Raw genomic sequence first — 17704 nt, forward strand, 5'->3', positions numbered from 1 at the left:
TCGTTTAATGGTATTATTTCTTGATTGGAATATATTCGTCCCATAGTTTCAGTGAATGCAGGTAGCCCGTGAACGGCCAGTTGCGTTCTGCATTCCGCCCCAAAGTTACGTATTGTGATGGTTTTATTAGCAATTGAATGTCTTTTTCGCTAATTAATTTACCATTGATATATACTTGTTCCATGCGGCCGTCGAAACAAATATAGATATGCTGCCATTTGCCGGTCAGCTCTTTCATGTCCTTGTATCCGGCATCTTCGTACCAGCCGTAGTGGTTGATGACACCGCATCGGGGCTCCGTGCCACTGACGAGCATAATCTTTTCCAATTCGTCATGCGAAGTCGTGAAGTCGGCTACACATTCATTTTCGGCAATGGAATCATTCAGTATCCAGGCTTCCAATGTATAGGGGGTGTTGTCCAGCAAGGTTGCAGGCAGGGAGAAGTTGGACTGGAATACCTGATGACCATCAAAGCTGAAACTTTTCTTTCCTTCCACTTCCTTAATGATGGAGGGGGCTTTGTGGGCTTCGAAGTATCCTTCTATTCCATGATTGGAAAGATAATGTACGGTGTCTCCTGCGGCGAAGTCATCGGCGGTGATGCTTACTACCAAGCCACGCTTTTGCTGATCGGCAGCTGGTAAGCGGACGATATCCGTAGTGGTATCATATTCCTGTTCGGCAGGTGCCTGTTTCCAGTTATAGTAGCGCAGATTAGTGATGATTAAGGGTTCGGCTCCACTTTGAAGCGAAATCACGCCGGATGAAAGGGCGGACTCCGCTTCGTAGCTTTGCCATCTACCTAACCTATGAACTAACCCACTAATTGTATGCTCCTTGGAGGGAGAAAGTAACGGGTGACGGTATTCCAGTGTAGTACCCGGTTCGAGAACCAGTGCGTCGCGTCCGTCAATGCGCTTGGTGCGGGCTGATCCTGCTTTTAGGATAAAAGCACCTCCTAACATTCCTTCATTGTTCTGCCATTCGCGACCATTCCAGTCGGCGGCTGTCAGACCGATCCACTGTTGGGGAGCGGAGTCTTCGATACCGGAAAATACCTTGATGTTCCAGATAGCACCACCGAAGCCATTCTTCTGTCCGCCGGTATAAGTGAGGCGCACGAAGCGGGCTTTGGCTTTTCCGAAGTCCACCATCGGACTGCCTGCCAGACGATTGTTTCGCTTGTCGGCAAAGATATTCCAGTGTTTACCGTCTGTTGAAGTTTCAATCAGGTATTGATAGAACTGAGTGCCATATTCAAATTGGGTCCAGATCGTTTGTATCTGCTGGGTGCGTCCCAAGTCTATTTCAAGCCATTCCTGTCCCATGCCGCGCGGGTGCCATAAAGTTCCGTTGTTATCATCTACGGCATATTCGGGACGGAAGGTGTCATCATAAGAGGAAGAGGCACGCACGCTTTTACCAAAGGCAAGGTTGGCTGATTTAACAACGGAGGGGGCCAGTGCACCTACGCCGTCATGAGTAGGGATGATTTTCTGAATCGTCCCGTCTGCATTGAATGACATGCGGTCGATGCAAAGCTGGCGGTGGAAACCACGGTTGGAGTGTGGATTATCGTGGCGGTGATAAATGATATAGTAATCATTGCCTTCCTGGAGGATACTGTGATGTCCGGGACCGTGAATGGTGCCGTCAGCATTGGTTTCGAGGATGCAGCCGCCATAGGTGTAAGGCCCCAGAGGCTTGTCTGAGGTGGCGTATTGCACACGGTATGTGTGGTCGTGGCAGGAACCGGAGGAATACATAAAGTAGTAGGTTCCATTGCGTTTGATTACAAAAGGTGCTTCAAAGAAATCGGTGGCTTCGGTATTGGGGATGAGGCGGGTTTCGATAAAACTCTTCAAATCGGGAGCTAATTTTCCGGCACCGCAACCGAAACCTTTGTAAATACCCCAGGTTCCCCAGTACATATAGACTGAACCGTCATCGTCCACAAATGTTTGTCCATCCAGAGTGATGGCATTTGTTACGAAACGGTCGGGGATGAGGACGGCTTCGCTATCGCCTAGGATATTTTTCCACGGGCCACGGGGCGTTTCACTGACTCCGCAATGAATGATACAGGGCTGGCAGTAGAAATAGTAGTACTTTCCATCAGGGTGCTGCATCACATCGGGTGCCCATATCCAGTGGCTGTCGGGCCAGTTCATGGGCATCAGGGTCCAGTTTACGAAGTCCTTGCTGGTCCATACTTGTGCAGGGCCGAAGCCTGCACCACTGCCATCGGTAGTGGCGTACATATAATAAGTATCACCAAACTTTTTGATGGTAGGGTCGGCGAAATATCCGGGAATCACGGGATTGCCGGCACCGGGAGTATTGAAAGCGGCCTGTGCAAAGGCGGAAATGGCTCCTATTAAAAAGAAAGTGATTAAAAGAATGGTTCTATTCATATTATTACTTTATTGTTAGAAAAATTACTTGCACCGCGCAGCAAACCTTGTTCCAGCGCTACGCTGGTCATTTATGTATTTCATTATTAATCGGTATCTCTATCTCATAAAAATATTCTTTCAACAACTTGTACATTTCCGGATCGTAGGCTTTCAGCTTTACGCGACGATTCATAGAATTGTGTACACCATTGGCTGGATCAGCGTAACGGTTACAGTTAAAGAAAGACTGTACACATTCCGCAAAATACTCTTCCTTGTTGCTTAATGCATAAGTACCGGCCCATAGTCCTTTTTCTCCAGCACTTTTCCACAATGCTTCCAGTCGGTCATTGAAATCCGGTTCCACACCTGCAATTCCTACCATATGTATCAGATGAGCAAATTCATGAATCAGAATATTCTCACCCATATATTTATCTTGTGGCGAGGCCAACAGATTCTCTTCCCCGCAACTGGCGGAGAACTCTTCTTCCGGTGCTCCACCGAAACCACGGGCACGCCAGTTCCAGTATGCAATGCTGTCCGGTGAATTGCAGATATGGGCAAACTCCGGCAAATCACAAGTTTCTTCGTCTTTACCGATAACCATCACATGGCAGCCTTTTTTCACCATATGCGCTTTTACATCCGGACGTTTTGATAGCATCAGACTGATGATATCGCAGGCTTTCAGCAACGCTTCATCACTTACCCTTTCGGAAGAAGTGACATATAATCCCTCAGTTTCAATGTATTTCTTATAAAAAGAAGGAATATTCTTTCCCTCGGGTATGGACGTTACTTCACCTCGCACCGGATATAACTCAAGTTTCATCGCGAATCCTCCGCCCGAAGCTAAATGTAGCTTTATCCGGCTGTTTTTATCTATAATCAGTTTCTCTGTACGATAATCTTCCGCTTGTTTGTTCGCATTAATACCATCAGCAAAAAGCGTGGCTGTATAGCGAACATTGGAAGGCAGGAACGAAAAGTCAAGTTCTACATCACGTTCATCCCAGTTTGTCATCCCGCCAATGTACCAGTTGATATCTTTCTTTCGTACACTAACGATATATTCTCCCATTTTACCTGCGGCGATAAAGGTAGAATCCGTCTCCACAGGAATTGAAGTGATGAAGTCCACACATTCCTGTTCATTCAGATAATTCGTCGGAGCATCGCACAGCATGGTGAGCGGAGAATCGTGTACAATATAGGCGGCCAACTGATGACAACGGGTTCCCATACTCATCGGTGAGTAATAGACGGCACGCCAGTCGGCTTTCGTTGCATTGCGCATGGCACCCGGAGTATAATCTACCGGCCCTGCCATCATACGGATATAAGGGAAGGTCACATCGTAGAGAGGCATGTTATTCTTGATATCCGTCCACTTCACCTCTTCCATACCGAACAGGCTCTCAAAGTTGATGATATTCGGATAAGTGCGATTGATACCTGTAGGTTTGTAAATGCCATGGAGGTCGAGTGTCAACTTATGTTTTGCCGTAGCATCAGCGATACGATATACCATTTCAACAGCAGTCTGATCGTCACGATCTAGAAAGTCTACTTTGAAGCCTTTGATACCCATTTCGGAGTACTTCTTGCATGCGGCTTCCAGTTGTTTGTCGAGTACATTGAATACTGTCCAAAGAATGATATCAACTCCTTTCTGTTTTCCGTAGGCAATCAGTTCCGGAAGATTCAGTTCCGGAATAACAGTCAGCATATCACCGCTTTTCGGGTTATACCAACCCTCGTCGAGCACTATAAACTCTATATCATTCCTGCTGGCGAAGTCTATGTAATATTTATAGGTATCCATATTGATACCTGCCTTAAAGGGGACACCTTTCAGATTCCAGTCATTCCACCAATCCCAGGCCACTTTTCCGGTCTTTATCCATGATGTGTCACCTATGCGATTGGGAGATGCCAGTGCATACACCAGATTATTAACAGGCATATCCGTATCCTTTTCTGTAACAGCCAGTACGCGCCAAGGATAAGTACGTGCCTCACTACTGCGTGCTATGAAATCACTGGTTTCTGTTACATACTCCTGCATACGCCAAGGATAGAAATCTGTTTGGGTAGGGTAGGAGGCAAAAACACCTTTTAGCCCATATCCATCTTTCTGAGATTCTACAAACATTCCCGGATATGCTTCAAGATCAGATTCCAGTAGAGTTAATTTGGTTTTACCGCAGTCCACTGTAACGGGTAGGAAAGCTACTTTCGGCTGTGCCTTTGATAGTGGGGTAACATCGTATATATTTTGAAAAGCCATTGCCATCGGCTTTTTGTCATTCGTCGTATAAGGAAGATAAGCTGTATAATCTTGATTAAAGTTGAATTCAGCTATTTCATCTTTGACTGTAATACCTGCTGTACGTGTGGTATAGAAACGGTAAGCTACTCCATCATTATAAGCGCGGAAAGTAACTCCAAAACCACCTTTCAACTTCAAGTCGAGTTCATTGCATGCAACAACGAACTCCTTGAAGCGGTAGAAAGGGGATTCTACATTATCCCTGATCTTTTTCCTTTTTATACCTGTTGCCTGAGAATAGTTTCCTATTTCGGTTCCGTCAGCCAGAACCAAGCCTATGTTAGAAAGAGAGAGAATTGTATCCTTTTCGTGCATTACCTGATAAGATAATTTGTCTCCGGTACTGATTTCTACTTTCAGTTTTCCGTCGGGAGATGCCAGTGCGTATTTCTTTCCTGATGCTGCCTCGAGTGAATTATTTCCGCAATACAGAAATAAGGAAATAACGACTAATTTGAAAGAGAGGTTGTTTTTCATGATTCGGTTAATTCTTATTTGTCTGTCTGCAAAGTAAAAGAAAAAAGAGCGAACGGAAGGACTGAATAATATAATGTAATAAAAGAATAGTCCAAAAGATGCCTTTCTATGGTCCTCTCAATGGCTGTTTGTAGTATTCTTGTATTCGATTGGATTATTTTTTCGTCCATTTGCGTGTGCTTATCTGGTCCATGTTTATCTCGTATTTAGGGCGTAGGTGTATTCCGAATATCTGTCTGGTTGGGTGCAGTTTTTGAATGATCAGGATTTATCTGATGCAATAATGCGGAGATTAGGATTTGTAATCTCCGCATTATATGCGATGAATATAAGAAGTGCTTCCTATGAAATATTACAGATTTAATTCGTAATTGGTGCTACGTCCTCCTTCGTTTGTTTTCCGCAGTACATTTTTGCTATCAAATCTTGTATATCACGTAAGGCTGTATCCGCAGAACATTTTGTAATCTTTCCCCACTTTGAGGAGGTTACTTTCCCATTAAAGCCATCCCATAGTAAATTCACCATTTTTATCTGTCGCTCATTCATCAAGACCAACCGGTGCTTGTCCCAGAAAGCAGCTTTCTGCAAAACAGTACTGACCATTTTTTCTGTATGAATCAATGCGGCTTTTAAACAGTCCAAAAACCATTCAAGCCAATCCGTGATATCCAGACCACTCTTTTGGCTCTTCTCTAATATATCATAGTAACTTTTCCGCTGTTTACGTATTTCAGCAGACATGCTATAAAAGCGATACGGCATCTCATCCGCACGAGCTAAGAATAGATCTGTTATTGTTCGGGAAATACGCCCATTACCATCGTCAAACGGATGAATAGTTACAAACCAGAAGTGAGCTATGGCGGCTTTTAGCACCGGATCTATCTCCTGATTATCATTTACCCAATCCAAAAATAGCCCCATTTGATAGGGGATTTCACTTGAATCAGGTGCTTGATAATGAATTTTTTCTTTTTCCATAGCACCCGATATGACCTGCATAGGTTCTGATCCTTGCCGCCAATTGGCAACCGTTATTTTATATGCACCACTTCGCCCTGTAGGAAATAAAGCTGCATGCCAGTTGAAGAGACGCTCGTCTGTTAAGGGTTGCATATAATTTTGAGTAGCATCTATCATCACTTGCACCACTCCATCTATATAACGATCCGCTTCGGGTATTCCTTCTATTTCTATTCCTAAATGGCGGGCCACGGAAGAGCGTACTTGATCTATATTTAATATCTCACCTTCTATTCCAGATGATTTTGTAATGTCTGCCGTTAGTGCATCGAGTATAGCACTATTCTTCAGATCAAGACCGAGCACACTCATTTTTCCTACAAGTTTACCTTGTAAGCTTCGGACTCTACCTAATTTATAGGATAATTTAGAGTCATTCCAGGTGAAGTCAGGCCACTTGTTTTGTTGCCAGATATAAGTTGCTCTCATAATCTCAGTATGTTTTGCGGTAAAAGTACAAATAATTCTTCATATCCTTTGTTTTGCCATGCAACTTTATATGAATTGGGAGTATGTCTTTGCTTGCTGTTTATGAGCTTACTGGGTATAATATCTACAGGCATGAAAAAATAGTCCAATCTATGAAATGATTGTCTAAATCCCTTTTTGGAGCCTCGTGCTTCGACTATTCTTTTATCCTTATAGATTATTTTTTCATCCTGTTAGCAGGAAATCCCTTTCCTTTGCCGTACACTAATGCTAATGATTTAAAAGCACATATATAGTATGATGAAGAAACGAATTCAATTTTTTTTCGGTAGCATTGCCCTTCTGGGCATGAGTGCTTGTAGCAATTCCTACGTTAAGCCTGATGCACCGATCAAAGAAGTTCCTTTTACGCAAGTTCACCTGAATGATAACTTCTGGACTCCACGCATTGAAACGAACCGTACTGTTTCTATTCCTTCCGCATTTAAAGAATGTGAGAAGAACGGACGCTTCGATAACTTTGCCATAGCCGGTGGTCTGATGAAGGGAGAACATCGCGGTGACTTTTCTTTTGATGATACCGATCCTTATAAGATTATAGAAGGAGCCTCTTATTCGCTGGCTGTGAAGTATGATAAAGCGCTGGATGCTTATCTGGATAGCGTTATTACTTTGATTGCTGCTGCTCAGGAACCGGATGGTTATCTTACCACTTGCGTTACTAATAAATGCTATCGCCTTTCCGGTTGGTGGGGAAAGAGCCGTTGGGAAAAGATTAATAGTCATGAACTTTATAATAGCGGTCATTTGTATGAAGCTGCCGTTGCTCACTATCGCGCAACAGGTAAACGCTCCTTGCTTGATGTAGCTATCAAAAATGCCGACCTTGTTTGTCAGGTATTTGGTCCGGGTGAAGGACAAAAGCATGTTCCTTCGGGGCACCCCATCGCTGAAATGGCGCTTGCTAAATTATATAAAGTGACAGGTGATGAAAAATATCTGAAAATGGCCAAATACTTCGTGGAGGAAACCGGTCGCGGAACAGACGGACATCGTCTCAGCGAATACAGTCAAGATCATAAACCCATTTTGCAGCAAGACGAAATTGTAGGGCATGCCGTGCGTGCCGGATACCTTTATTCGGGTGTTGCCGATGTGGCTGCCCTGACCCAGGATACGGCTTATTTCAATGCTCTGAGTCGCATTTGGGAGAATATGGCAAGTAAGAAGCTCTTTATTACCGGTGGAATCGGCTCTCGTCCGCAAGGCGAAGGCTTCGGTCCCAATTATGAATTGAACAATCATACCGCTTATTGTGAAACTTGCGCAGCCATTGCCAATGTTTATTGGAATCACCGCATGTTTTTGGCTACGGGAAATGCCAAATATGCCGATGTACTGGAGCGTGCTCTTTACAATGGAGTTATTTCGGGGGTTTCACTCAGTGGCGATAAGTTTTTCTATGATAATCCGCTCGAATCTATGGGGCAGCACGAACGTCAGCATTGGTTTGGTTGTGCTTGCTGTCCGGGTAATGTAACCCGCTTCATGGCTTCCGTACCTTATTATATGTATGCCACCCAGGGCAATGATATTTATGTCAATCTTTATATCCAGAGTAAAGCTGACCTTAATACAGACAGCAATAATATAGCTTTGGAGCAGACTACTGAATATCCTTGGGAAGGAAAGGTTTCCATCTTAGTTACTCCCGAGAAAGAGCAGAAATTTGCTTTGCGTTTCCGTATCCCGGGTTGGGCGCAAGATGCTCCTGTGCCGACGGATCTTTACTCATTTACTGATAAGGCAGGTGCTTACAGCATTTCTGTCAACGGTAAGAAAGTAAATGCTAAACAATATGATGGCTATGCTACTATTTCACGTACCTGGAAAGTGGGTGATGTGGTAGAAATCAACCTTCCGATAGATGTACGTCGTATCAAGGCTAATGACAATGTAGAAGATGACTGTGGCAAACTGGCTATCGAACGTGGCCCTATCATGTTCTGTCTAGAAGGCAAAGATCAGGCTGACAGCACTGTCTTCAATAAATTCATCCCTGATGGTACTCCAATGGCGTCTGCTTACGATGCTAACCTATTGAACGGAGTTGTAGTGCTGACCGGTAATGCGAAAGAAGTAGGTAAAGATGGTAGTGTGAAAGAGGTTCCTTTCAAAGCCATTCCTTATTCAACCTGGAATAATCGTGGTGCAGATCAAATGGCGGTTTGGATTCCTGAAGCTGCCGAATATGCCCGTCCTATTCCCGAACCGACAATTGCCAGCAAGGCACGGACGCTGATGATACAGGCTCCTATCCAGAAAGACGCTCCTGAATCTGCCTCCGTAGAAACTTGGGCATGGGGGGTGAATGACCAATGGGAACCGAAACGTTCATCGGATATTTCTAAACCTTACCACTATTGGTGGTTGAGAAATGGAACGCTGGAAACCTTGGCCTATCAATTTGATCAGCCTTATACCGTTTCAAACGTACAGGTTTATTGGCTGGACTTCGACCATTACGACGGCAATTTCCGCATACCGGAAAGCTGGAAACTCTACTATAAAGATGGAGCGAAATGGAAAGAAGTAGAAGCATTGAATGAATATACGGTAAAGAAAGACTGCTACAACAGCCTTGATTTCAAACCGGTAAAGACGACAGGATTGAAGATAGCCGCCCAGTTGCAGAAAGGTGCTTCAGGTGGGGTGATTGAGTGGAAAGTTAAATAATCCGTTTTATTAAAATTAAGAAATAGTAACTTGTAATTAAATATTAACCTTTTAATTAAAGATGTAATATGAAGACACATGAAAATCGAGCCTTGTTCAGCAAAGCTGTTCTAAAGGTTACAACCTGTCTTTTCCTTGCAGCAAGTGCCAGCGTTAGTCCGGCATTTGCGTTTCCGGAGATGACAGAAACTATGGGAACCGAGGTTGTACAGCAACAGACTGTTACAATCACAGGTGTGGTAAAAGATAAGGAAGGTGAACCGGTTATTGGTGCTAATGTTCTTGAAAAGGGGACATCTAACGGTGTAATTACCAATGTTGATGGAGAGTATGTTTTGAAAGTGAAAGATTCAAAGTCAGTATTGGTCATATCCTACATTGGTTATAAGACGCAGGAGGTTGTAGTAGGCACTCACCGTAAAATTAATATAACGCTCCAAGATGACACGGAACTGCTGGACGAGGTAGTAGTGATTGGTTATGGTACGCAGAAGAAAGGTGATGTTACCAGTGCCGTAGCATCAGTCAAGCCGGAGGATTTTTCTGTTGGTAACTTTAATAATGCAGGTGATTTGATTAAGGGCAAGGTTGCCGGTCTGACAATAACTCGCCCTTCTGGTGATCCGGGTGCAGGAACAGAAATAAGTCTCCGTGGCATTGTATCCGTATCAGGAAATACCACTCCACTTGTTCTTGTGGATGGTGTCCCCGGTAGTCTTAATTCTGTACCGCCTGAAAACATCGCGTCAATAGATGTTTTGAAAGATGCCTCAGCTGCTGCCATATATGGTACTCGTGGAGCAGCAGGTGTAATTCTCATTACTAGCAAGACCGGACTTCGTGAACAACCTGCTACTGCTACTTATGCAGGATATGTATCTTGGTCTAATTGGGCCAAACGTGCAGACTTCATGGATGCGCAAGATATTCGTGACGGAAAGACGAATTTTAATGATTTAGGCTATGATACAGATTGGTTGGATGCGGTTAGTCGTACAGCTATTACCCAAAACCATAGTTTTTCGTTGACCGGTGGTTCTTCTTCCACTTCCTATTATGGAAACGTTACATACCGTAAGGCTGAGGGCGTGATGAAAAAAACTGGTAATGAAGATTTGAGTATGTCGTTTGACATGAGCCATTGGATGCTCAATGACATGTTGAAGGTTAATTTGAATCTTGTGGCGGATTCATATAAATATGAAGTGAATGATGCTACCGCCATTTACCGTCAGGCTGTGATACGCAATCCGACTGCACCGATTTGGGATGAAGACGGCTCTTATAACGAGGGCAGCTTATTGCAATACTGGAATCCGGTATCTATGCAAAATGAACAGACGGGCGAGGCAAAGTCACAAGAGATCCGTATGACTGGTAATATTACTTTTGAACCGATTAAGGGATGGCAAACGAACTTGATGTTAGCTAGCCACCGTAGTCAGTCGAAAAATGGAAATTATTATACTGGCAAAGAGTCTGTGAATGGTATTAATGGAAAAGGATCTTTGTCCGGATCTGCCTCTTTAGGTGATGCATCCAATCGTTCTGATTACTTAGAGTTGACTTCTAAATATGCAAATACATTTAAAGGACTTCATCGCTTTGAAGGACTTGTGGGATATAGTTGGTCGAAAAATAGTTATGAAAGTGCCAGTATGTGGAACGGCAATTTTCCTACTGACTACTATGGTTATTACAATATCGGTTCAGGTACCAAGCTGACGGACGGAAATGCATCCATGTCTTCCTATAAGGAAGAAAGCAAACTAATTGGATGGTTTGGGCGTGTGAGTTATGGATATGGAAATCGGTATAACGTTCTTGCAAGTGTACGCTATGAAGGCTCATCGAAATTTGGCAATAATCATAAGTGGGGAGCATTCCCGTCTGTATCACTCGGATGGAATATTATGAATGAGAAATTTATGTCATCTGCTCACAAATGGTTAGATAACTTGAAACTGCGTGTCGGTTATGGTATTACAGGGGTAATTCCTGGTAATGCTTATCAGTCATTGCTTCGCTATACTTATTCAGGAGGAAACTATTATCGAAACGGAAAATGGCAGCAGGGATTGAAAGCTGTCTCTAATTCTAATCCTGATCTTAAATGGGAAAAGGCTAATGAACTTAATATTGGTTTGGATTGGGCTGTTCTTGGTGAACGTTTGAGTGGTAGCATTGATTATTACTATAAGAGAACGTCGGATATGCTTTTCGATTATGCAGTGCCGAGCCCGCCTAATTTATATACTTCTACCTATGCTAATGTGGGAAAGATGCGTAATTCAGGAATCGAGATTCTGATTAATGCCGTACCTGTAAGGACACGTGATTTTGAGTGGTCGACTTCACTTACTCTTCAACACAATAATAATAAGTTGGTAAGCCTCTCTAATGATCTTTATCAGACAGATAATATTTTGTGGATGCAGGGTGTCAGTGATCCTGTTACTCAAATAACTCATAAGGTGGAGGTCGGTCAATCGTTTGGTCGGATTTATGGTCTGAAAGCCGTAGGTGTATCAGAGTCCACGGGACTCTTTCTGATAGAGAATCCTCATACAGGGGAATGTGCGGAGTTTTATCAAGAAATGCGTGACGACCGTGACGAATGGTATCAATATCTCGGTAATGGCATACCTAAGGTGACTATTGGATGGAACAATACCTTTACCTACAAGAAGTTTGATCTTTCACTTCAGTGCAATGGACAGTTCGGTTTTAAAATTATCAATAATCAGCGTGTTTTCTATGAGAATAATGCCCACGCTTATAACAGATTAAAGTCTGCCGCTGAAGCAATCGGCAGGATTCGTCCTCTTTCTTCCCAACAGTCGCAGGTAGCGACAAGTTATCATATAGAGGATGGTGATTATTTTAAGTTGAGTAATCTTACATTGGGATATACGTTTGACTTTAGGGAGAGTAAATATGTGAAGAATATCCGTCTTTATGGAAGTGTTTATAATGTGTTTACCATTACCAAATACAAAGGTCTGGATCCAGAACTTGGCAGCGATAATTTTTGGACTGCTGGAGTTGACGATCGTGATAAATACCCCACAGTACGTTCGTTTACTGTAGGTTTGAATGTAACATTTTAAAAAAAATAGTATCATGAAATATAATATTTTAAAGAAAAGCTTTTATGCAGTCTTTGTAGGAAGTGCATTGGCATTTTCTGCTTGCACAGATTTGACAGAGACTGTGTTTAGCGAAATTCCGGGAGACGGAAGTTATGAAATGACCGCAGAAGATATTCAAGCACAGTATGGAACAATTTATGATCGTCTTCGTGACATGTATAATGGCTGGGAAGGATATCAAGATATCAGTGAAGAATGCGGAGACTTGATTATGACTCCTTTCCGTTATGAAACTTCCGGTTGGGGGGTGCAATATGTATCGCTTCACAAACATGAATATCATGCAAATATAGCACATCTTTATCGTCCTTGGTATTCATGTTATCAGGGAATAAATGCTTGTAATCAGCTCCTTGACGACGAGAGTATATCGTCGAACGAAGAGAGTAAGGCAGAGTTGCGCACTTATCGTGCATTGTTCTATTATGTTCTTTTCGACCTATGGCGTAATATTCCGCTTGAAACGACCTTAAAAGTCCCGGATGGTTATATGCCAACTCAGGAAAGTCCGGAGAATACCTATAATTTCATTGTCAATGAATTAATAGAGTCTAAGCCTTATCTGACGAAGGAAGTTGAATTTGGACAAATTAATTATTATGGTGCTTGTATGATTTTGGCTAAGATGTATCTGAATCGTAATGCTTGGTTTCCTGATACTACAGAAGATAAGTCATATTATGAGAAGGCTTGTGACGAAGTGAATGAAATCATCAATGACGGAAAATATACACTTGCAACTGATTACCTCAATCCGTTTAAAGCAGACACTTATGATCCAGAGGTGATTTTAGCGTTTGTTTATGACAAAACCTATGCGGGAATGGGGACTAATTATTATTGTAAGTGGTATTTGTCTGGTAGCCAAGATATCTTTGGTGTCACACTGGATGCTTGGAACGGAAGTGCATGTGTCCCGCAATTTCTTGCTACTTATGATGTCGATGATTCTCGTAAGACGGATTGTTGGAGATGGGGACCGCAGACTGATAGAAAAGGAAATCAAATTTATATTAATGGTGTGGCATTGAACTATACTGTTGATGTATATGCTATTGAAAAACCTGGAGCAGCTGGTATGCAAGGAGCGCGTCTTCAGAAATATGAAATAGTCGAGGGGGATATCAGTGTAAGCAATGATGACGTACCGTTTTTCCGCTTGACCGATGCATATTTTATCAAAGCAGAATGTCTTCTTCGTTTAGGTGGATATAATGGTGAAACAGAGCAGGATGCAGCGGACATAGTTACGATGGTTCGGCAACGTGCGTTCAAGAATAATCCATCCAAAGCTATTCGTACTGTAGCGCAATTGAAAGGTGGTAGCTGCTATGATTACGGATTGCGTGAGACGCAGGGGGATATCAATGAAGCCGGAGATCTGGTGAATGTTGTGAATACTGAAACTCATGAGGGTGGTAATGATATTATTTTGGGCGGTCTTTTGGATGATCTTGCTTGGGAGTTTGTTTATGAACATCACCGTCGACAGGATCTTATTCGATTTAAAATGACTAATGGATGCAATGTTTTCAATGGTAAGTCTTGGTTTGGTAAAAGTGCCAATACTAATGCTTCAGATCGCCATGTTGACATCTTTCCAATACAGCAAGGCTTCTTGGATGCCAATCCTAATTTGAAGCAGAATCCCGGTTTTTAATAGATAACCTTAATAAAAAGTATAACAATGAAAAAGATATTATTCAGCATCTTAGCTGTTTGCATGACTTTAGTTTGTGTGACGGCTTGTAGTGAAGATTATGTGGATGCTAGTAAGCCGCATTTCTACGGTGAAAACGAGAATCCACCGTTGAAAGGTACTGATGCAAATATGCCTTCTGCTTCCTTGACGATGGGACAAGCGAATGCAGGAATGGAGATAAAGGTTATAGACCTTGCATGTTATGAGAAAATTGTATCCGAACAGCTTGGAATGACGGTTGACGAAGCTGTCGCTGCCCTGAATGATGGTTCAGTCAGATTCTTGGTAGTTAATCCCACTCGTAGAGTCTGGGACAAGACTCCAGCTAATGCTGGAGAAAATAAGTGGGCACTCTCAGCCTCGGGTATTGTTATTGAGCCGGATGATGCTTCAATAGTAGTTGAGTTTGTTCCTACTGCCAAAGAGATTCGCTTTCAATTAACTTCTAAGGCAACCGCTGGAATTATTCCCGTAATAGTAGGTTTTGTGAAGACGGATGATTCCGCTTATTCTGTGAATTTCCGTTGTCAATCTCTGATTACTGTAACCGATGCGAGTGTAGTTGAAGCTGAAGTGACTGTACCAAAAGGCGATTATGCGGGTTGGCAGTTGCCGTTAGGTGATTTTATAAATAATATAGATTTTGCATTTGGAGTTACTCCTTATGATTTGGCTAAAGGACTTGATACGTCTGATGCGGCATATGATGTTTATCTGATGGATGCATCTGGAAATCTATATGGTGGACCGGATACGTATACGGCGAATGGAGCCGGATATTGGTTGACGGAAAATGTTGAGATTGTAAAATGGGGAGCTGACGGATTTGCTTTCTTTATAGAACCTGATATTTGGGATTATGATACAGAAGATTATTATAGTGATGGTGGATACCTTAATATAGGTCGTCTTTCGTCAACGACTCCTGCTTCCGGTGCAGTGATAAATGCTAATATCGTCATAAAGTCACGAGCTACTTCTGGCAAGACCTTGACGATTATGCTGACGTTAAATTTTGAATAATTAAATAATTACGAATAGTGCGCTTGTAGGACAAGCCATCCGAAAAAGCGCACTTTTATAATTGAACATTATGACTTTAAATAGAAATAAATATTTCCACATTGTGGCAATTGCCATAATATCTTGGGGGATGGCAATGGTTATGGGCGGATGTTCTGACGATGATATGTCGAAGACAGTGGCAGACTATGATCCCCGTTATAAAGGCTCTGTGGTGTTCGGTACAGCCGACTATAATGTTGAAGGTGATGCAACAGAGCAAGTAGTTACATTTTCAAGCGATATGGCATGGACGGCAGCCATGTATGCAGACGGTGAAATATGTGATTGGGCTACCGTGACTCCCTCTAGTGGAGAGGCTGGAGAAAGCCTGCAGGTTACAGTATCTATTCAAGCTAATGAGAGCCTTGAGAATACCCGTACTTGCACTCTGCAGATTGCTACAGAGAAAGGAGCAAATAAGTCGGTTAGCTTTGCCCAAAATTATAAGGTTCTGGTGCTTGACCCGACAGATATATTAGATTATGATAAATATATTTGTCCGGAGTCGTGGAATCCTCATTTTGAACATGGGGCCGATTATATGCTTCGGCACGATTCGTATTATTCATGGCATCGTATGAAGCAAAGTGAACACTTCTTTGTATTCTGGTCACCGGAGTTTGGAGAAGATCCAAATGCGGAAACCGTTGCGGCTGCCATGCGCGTAGATATTGATGACCTTCTTAAGAAAGCGGAATCATACTTCAATACCAATGTTAACATTCTTAAGATGGCGACTTTGGGTGAAGGTAAATCTATGCTTGACGATTATAAGATGCAGATTTATCTGATTTATCAGGATGAGTGGCTTGCCACTGGTTCTGGTTATGATGACAAAATAGGTGCCCTTTGGGTAAATCCATCTACTTGTCAGCCTGTAGGTTCTACCATAGCTCATGAAATCGGTCACTCATTCCAGTACCAAGTTTATGCTGATAAAGTGAACAAGCAGGGGGCTCCGGCTGATTTACATCATGGATTCCGTTATGGATTTGGCCTCGATGGTGCCGGAGGTTGTGCTTTCTGGGAACAGTGTGCACAATGGCAAGCTCAACTTGACTATCCGGAAGAAATGTTCGGCTATCATCTTGATGTTTGGAAAAAGAATTATCATCGACACTTCAACCATGAATGGATGCGTTACGCCAGTTACTGGTTGCAGCATACTTGGGTAGAGAAACATGGAATTGATGCATATGGACGTATTTGGAGTGATTCGGAATATCCTGAAGATCCATTGCAAACTTACCAGCGTATATATTGCGGTAATAGTCAGAATGTTCTTTATGCTGATCTTTATGACTATGCTTCACGTATGGTATACTATGACTTGAAGTTTGCCAATAATGACAATAGACCGGTAACTGTGCCTGATAATATAAAAGGTGATTACAGCACTGATCTGTACAAGGTGGGCGATCTCCAATATCAGGTGGGTTATGCGAGTTGTCCCGGAACTACCGGATTTAATGTTATTGAACTGAAAGTGCCTGCTGCTGGTACTACTGTTTCTACTACAGTCAGTGCTTTAGCTCCAGGAAGTGCTCTCGCCAAAGGTGATAAAGGCGAACAAGTGGACGGAGATGGAAAAGTGGTGGCTAAAACGACGATCTACAATGCTTCGGATAATACTTCATCTGACTACCGTTATGGCTATGTAGCTATTGTAAACGGCAAACCAACCTATTCGGAAATGAGCAAGGGTGTCGAAGGTACAGCTTCTTACACAGTACCTGTCGGTACCAATGAACTCTACTTCGTGATAATGGCTGCTCCCGATGAATACAATCGTCAGTATTGGAATGATAAGGAAGAAGATGATGAACAGTGGCCCTACACTATTACTTTGAGTGGCACCGACGTGGAAAGTTATAAGGATGTAGTTGAAGTGGTGCTTGATCCGAATGCTAAGCCTAAAAACGTTGAAATGATTATCAATGTGCGCGGTACGGCTGATGCATCTTATGAATTTGCTCATTATAACATCGCTTACTACGATAATGCAGCTATTTGCCATGCTTTCTGCCTGATGCCGGAAGATTTTGCAGCCATCCAGCAACATAGTTCTGAGGGATTGGCCGAAGGAAAAATCTGTATGCGTCTGAAATTGCCTGATGGTACTTATAGTTATGAAGATAATTGTGGTGGTGAGTTGGGAGGATTCTGGTGCAACGCTGTTGGCGAGCCGCAAGGATGGGGTGCAGATGCACGTACCTATACCAAACTTCACACTATCTACGATATGGAAGTAGGCTTTATGCCGGGTACTCTCACTGCTGGAGAAATTTATCCTCAAATCGTTGAACTTGTCTATACCAAAGATGGTAAGGAGTATATAGCAACGTTGACGTTTAATTTTATTGTTGAATAATTATTTGCTTGAT

Annotated in this window: 7 protein-coding genes and 1 pseudogene; 5 read left to right on the forward strand and 3 right to left on the reverse strand. The window is 42.7% G+C overall.

Features of this window, described 5'->3' with window-relative positions; all coding sequences use genetic code 11:
• Window positions 1–13 precede the first annotated feature (13 nt).
• The 3 genes and pseudogenes from BWI44_RS17680 to BWI44_RS17690 all read right to left on the reverse strand — a co-directional run bounded on the left by BWI44_RS17680 (window position 14) and on the right by BWI44_RS17690 (window position 6665).
• Window positions 14–2416, reverse strand: coding sequence for a family 43 glycosylhydrolase (locus tag BWI44_RS17680; RefSeq protein ID WP_195208824.1), 2403 nt, complete (start codon window positions 2414–2416; stop codon window positions 14–16).
• 67 nt (window positions 2417–2483) lie between these two features.
• Window positions 2484–5210, reverse strand: a complete 2727-nt coding sequence (locus BWI44_RS17685; protein ID WP_286815270.1) for a retaining alpha-galactosidase — start codon at window positions 5208–5210, stop codon at window positions 2484–2486.
• 352 nt (window positions 5211–5562) lie between these two features.
• Window positions 5563–6665, reverse strand: a pseudogene (locus tag BWI44_RS17690) (Fic family protein).
• A 300-nt stretch (window positions 6666–6965) separates the two neighbouring features.
• On the opposite strand from BWI44_RS17690, the gene BWI44_RS17695 reads away from it, so the two are divergent.
• The 5 genes from BWI44_RS17695 to BWI44_RS17715 all read left to right on the forward strand — a co-directional run bounded on the left by BWI44_RS17695 (window position 6966) and on the right by BWI44_RS17715 (window position 17691).
• Complete coding sequence (locus BWI44_RS17695; RefSeq protein ID WP_195208853.1) at window positions 6966–9401, forward strand: glycoside hydrolase family 127 protein; 2436 nt, start codon at window positions 6966–6968, stop codon at window positions 9399–9401.
• 68 nt (window positions 9402–9469) lie between these two features.
• On the forward strand, window positions 9470–12511 hold the full coding sequence (locus tag BWI44_RS17700) for a SusC/RagA family TonB-linked outer membrane protein (RefSeq protein ID WP_195208826.1): 3042 nt from the start codon (window positions 9470–9472) through the stop codon (window positions 12509–12511).
• A gap of 13 nt (window positions 12512–12524) precedes the next feature.
• Window positions 12525–14213: a RagB/SusD family nutrient uptake outer membrane protein gene (locus tag BWI44_RS17705; protein ID WP_195208827.1), complete on the forward strand. Its 1689-nt coding sequence runs from the start codon at window positions 12525–12527 to the stop codon at window positions 14211–14213.
• Window positions 14214–14240: 27 nt separating this feature from the next.
• A complete protein-coding gene (locus BWI44_RS17710; RefSeq protein WP_138291061.1) occupies window positions 14241–15278 on the forward strand; it encodes a DUF4859 domain-containing protein in 1038 nt (345 codons plus the stop codon).
• Window positions 15279–15348: 70 nt separating this feature from the next.
• Window positions 15349–17691 carry a DUF6055 domain-containing protein gene (locus tag BWI44_RS17715; protein WP_195208828.1) on the forward strand — a complete coding sequence of 781 codons (2343 nt, stop codon included), beginning with the start codon at window positions 15349–15351 and terminating at the stop codon, window positions 17689–17691.
• Window positions 17692–17704 lie beyond the last annotated feature (13 nt).

Origin of the sequence: Bacteroides sp. Phil13 (assembly GCF_001940965.1) — a bacterium.
Classification (GTDB): Bacteria; Bacteroidota; Bacteroidia; order Bacteroidales; family Bacteroidaceae; genus Bacteroides; species Bacteroides intestinalis.